This window comes from Tritonibacter sp. SIMBA_163 (assembly GCF_046535935.1).
In the GTDB taxonomy this organism is placed as follows: domain Bacteria; phylum Pseudomonadota; class Alphaproteobacteria; order Rhodobacterales; family Rhodobacteraceae; genus Epibacterium; species Epibacterium scottomollicae.
This window is the reverse complement of the sequence record NZ_JAWJBP010001378.1, coordinates 1-234: the sequence shown is the minus strand read 5'-3', so window position 1 is coordinate 234 and position 234 is coordinate 1. Positions and strand designations below refer to the sequence as shown.

1 protein-coding gene is annotated in these 234 nt (G+C 47.9%); it reads left to right on the top strand.

The annotated features are described in order from the left end of the window. Window positions 1–22 precede the first annotated feature (22 nt). A partial coding sequence (locus R0J92_RS26800) for an MGMT family protein (protein WP_411053920.1) occupies window positions 23–234 on the top strand: 212 nt, incomplete at its 3' end.

The following is a 234-nucleotide window of genomic DNA, read 5'->3' as shown; positions in this document are numbered from 1 at the left end:
AAAAAGGGGTAGTTAGTCAAGGATACAGCCATTTACGAAAAAAGTAATCGAGATAATGAAAAATATCCCGGAAGGAAAAGTCATGTCCTACGGGCAAGTAGCCCGGACAGCTGGAAGCCCGCGTGCTGCCCGCCAAGTCGCAAGGATCCTTCACAGCATGAGCCAAAAACATGGCATTCCCTGGCATAGAATCGTCAACGCAAAAGGGGAAATTGCCATTAAAGACGGTGAAGG